Genomic DNA, 2,769 nt, shown 5'->3' with positions numbered 1-2,769 from the left:
GGCTACGGGGGGGCGGAGCGGTGTGGACCGCCGGGACCGTCGGAGCAGTCATCAGGGTTCTGCCTTCTGCCGCGGGACACGCGGGCGCTGTCGGAGATCGGGGGCCGGGGCCGGGGGCGTCAGCGATCCCGACAGCGAGCGCTCGCGTATCGGACGAGGTCCACGTGGACCCGTCCGTAGAGCAGGAGTTCATACCGCATACCGCCAGCCTGGCGATCTTCCGTGGACACAGTCAAGCGGGATCGGGCAGATGTCAGGCGCGTCACGCTGCGTGCGGGCGCGCGCACCGGCGTGCCCGGTGCCCCGGCGCCGCCCCGGGCCCCGGGCCGAGACCCGGACGGGGATACGGACGGGGACCCGCACCCGGCCGCCGGGCCCCGTGGGGAACCGCCCGTCATACGGCGGCCCCCAGCGCGGCGATCACGTCCGCCTTGCGCGGCATTCCGGCCGCCCGCCGGACGGTCCGGCCCTCCGAGTCCAGGACCAGCACGGTCGGGTGGCCGGAGCGCCGTCCGGCCCGGACTCCGGTCCCGCGGCCCGTACGCCTCCGCGCGAGCCGTCCCCCACGCCTTCCCGCCCTTCCTGCCCGAGCACCCGCGCTCCCCTCGCCGTCTTCGTCCGCGTACGCCATGCTCGTACGCTCGTCCGTGGTTCGGAGCATCCTGGAGACGTACGACATTCCCGGCGTGACGAGAATCTCCCCGGGCACGGGCCTCTGGGCTGGCCAGCAGCCCTCGTATGGGGCACGATCCCATGGTCGCGTACCTACGCTTCCGTAACTTCCGGCCGGGGCACCTCCCCAGGCAGAAAGCGGGGTCTCCCCACCATGGCTGAGCTCGTCTACCCTCCGGTGATCGGCGCCGCGCACGGACTCTTCCGTGCCCTCGACATCCGCATCGACATGGAGGGCACCGAGAACATCCCCCGCAAGGGCGGTGCGGTCCTGGTGTCGAACCACATCGGATACCTCGACTTCATCTTCGCCGGCCTGACGGCGCGGCCGCAGAAGCGCCTGGTGCGCTTCATGGCGAAGGAGTCGGTGTTCCGGCACAGGGTGTCCGGTCCGCTGATGCGCGCGATGAAGCACATCCCCGTCGACCGCAAGCAGGGCGAGACCGCCTACGAGCACGCCCTGCACTCGCTGCGGTCGGGCGAGATCATCGGGGTCTTCCCGGAGGCCACGATCTCCCAGTCGTTCACCCTCAAGAGCTTCAAGTCGGGTGCGGCCCGCATGGCGCAGGAGGCCGGGGTCCCGCTGATCCCGGTGGCGCTCTGGGGCACGCAGCGTCTGTGGACGAAGGGCCGCCCGAAGAACCTCAAGCGCAGCCACATCCCGGTGACGATGCGCGTGGGCGAGCCGATGGAGGCCCCCGCCGACCAGTACGCCGGGGCCATCACGCGCCGGCTGCGCGAGCGCGTGCAGGAGCTCCTGGACGCCGCCCAGCGCGCCTACCCGGCCAAGCCCGGCGGCCCCGAGGACTCCTGGTGGCTGCCGGCCCACCTGGGCGGCACCGCGCCGACCCCGGCCCAGGTCCGCGAAGCGGGCTGACGCCCGTACGCACTCCCGGTACGGCGGCGACGGCCTCCCGGACCACGGCCTGGTCCCGGGGGGCCGTCACCGCCCGGTGGTGACGGCCGTTCAGTTGGGGTTGTCGGCGTGGGTCAGGGTCTCCCAGGCCTCGAAGTGGTTCTCGGTGCCCGCCGGGCGCCGTCCCTCGGTGAGCCTGCGGGTGTTCTCCATCGTGACGCCGAGCCGGGTGTGCAGGGCGTTGTAGCCGACCTCGGTCGCCGGTCCGATGCCCTTGGCCAGGGTGCCGCCGCACAGCCAGGAGGGGACCGCCGCGCCGAGTTCGTAGGTGGCGTGGAAGCCCAGCGCGTGCCGGAACCGGTCCTTGAACTGCGGGTAGAGGTCGCGGCCCTGGATGCGTGAGGTCTCGGCGACGTGCACGGCCGCGGCGATTCCCATGCCGGTGTGGCCGAAGTCCCGGCAGGTCTCCTGCGCGAGGCCGTCGACGAAGGTGCTCTGGCCGTGCCAGTACTCGATCAGCTCGCCGCGGGTGTCGATGGACGAGCGCGGCGGGTACGCGGGCTGCGCGCCGTCGGCGGCCAGGTAGAAGTAGGCGGGGACGCGGCCGAGGTAGATGCCCATCGCCTTGTCGTAGCTCGCGCGGTCGTCGAGGTGCACCGCGATCCCGACGGCCGCGTCCATCATGATCAGTTCCCAGTTGCCGTTGCTGTTCGGCCGCCCGTTGATCACCTCGGGCAGGTAGACGTCCCGCAGCATCGTCGCGAAGCGCCCCTGGTCCGGCCAGCCGCCCGGGTACGTGTGCTTGATGATCTCGGCGGCGCGCGGCCAGGTGGAGCCCGCCCAGCCGCTCTGCAGCGGTGCGTTGCTGTTGGTGTGGTCCTTGATCTTCGCGGACCACGCGTCCATCAACTCGATGGATTTGCGGGCGTGCCTAGCGTCCCGGGTCACGTACCAGGCGAGCGCGTGGCTGTACGCGGCGATGGCGTCCTCGCGCTCGTCGGTGCAGCCGATGTTCGGGTTCGAGTACGAGCCGCACTCGACGACCTCGCGGGGCTTGGGCGTGCGCGACAGCGAGCCGTACCTGCTCGCCAGCATCTGGTCGTAGGCGGCCTTCCACGGCTGCCGGCCGGCCTGCACCTGCGTGCGTACGAAGTCCAGTTGAGCGCGGCTGTTGAGGACTCCGGGGTGGGCGAACTGCGCGGGGGCGGCGGGCGCCGCGCAGTTCGCCCACCCCGGAGTCC

3 protein-coding genes are annotated in these 2,769 nt (G+C 72.1%); 1 reads left to right on the top strand and 2 read right to left on the bottom strand.

Annotated features, from left to right (window positions below):
• Window positions 1-394: 394 nt before the first annotated feature.
• On the bottom strand, window positions 395-661 hold the full coding sequence (locus tag PV721_RS42655; protein WP_319734174.1) for a hypothetical protein: 267 nt from the start codon (window positions 659-661) through the stop codon (window positions 395-397).
• 165 nt (window positions 662-826) lie between these two features.
• Between PV721_RS42655 and PV721_RS42650 the strand changes: the two genes are divergently transcribed.
• Entirely contained in the window at window positions 827-1,549 is a 723-nt protein-coding gene (locus tag PV721_RS42650; RefSeq protein ID WP_319734172.1) for a lysophospholipid acyltransferase family protein, read from the top strand.
• Window positions 1,550-1,639: 90 nt separating this feature from the next.
• On the opposite strand, the gene PV721_RS42645 is transcribed toward PV721_RS42650, so the two are convergent.
• Window positions 1,640-2,769: alginate lyase family protein (locus tag PV721_RS42645; protein WP_319734171.1), on the bottom strand; the 1,130-nt coding region annotated here is incomplete at its 5' end.

Source organism: Streptomyces sp. MB09-01, assembly GCF_033794505.1.
Taxonomy (GTDB): Bacteria; Actinomycetota; Actinomycetes; order Streptomycetales; family Streptomycetaceae; genus Streptomyces.
This window is presented reverse-complemented; position numbering and strand designations above follow the sequence as displayed.

What these genes read in the sequence shown, in the direction of transcription:
- PV721_RS42655 (WP_319734174.1), bottom strand. Translation starts at nt 661, where the DNA reads ATGCTCCGAACCACGGACGAGCGTACGAGCATGGCGTACGCGGACGAA.
- PV721_RS42650 (WP_319734172.1), top strand. Translation starts at nt 827, where the DNA reads ATGGCTGAGCTCGTCTACCCTCCGGTGATCGGCGCCGCGCACGGACTC.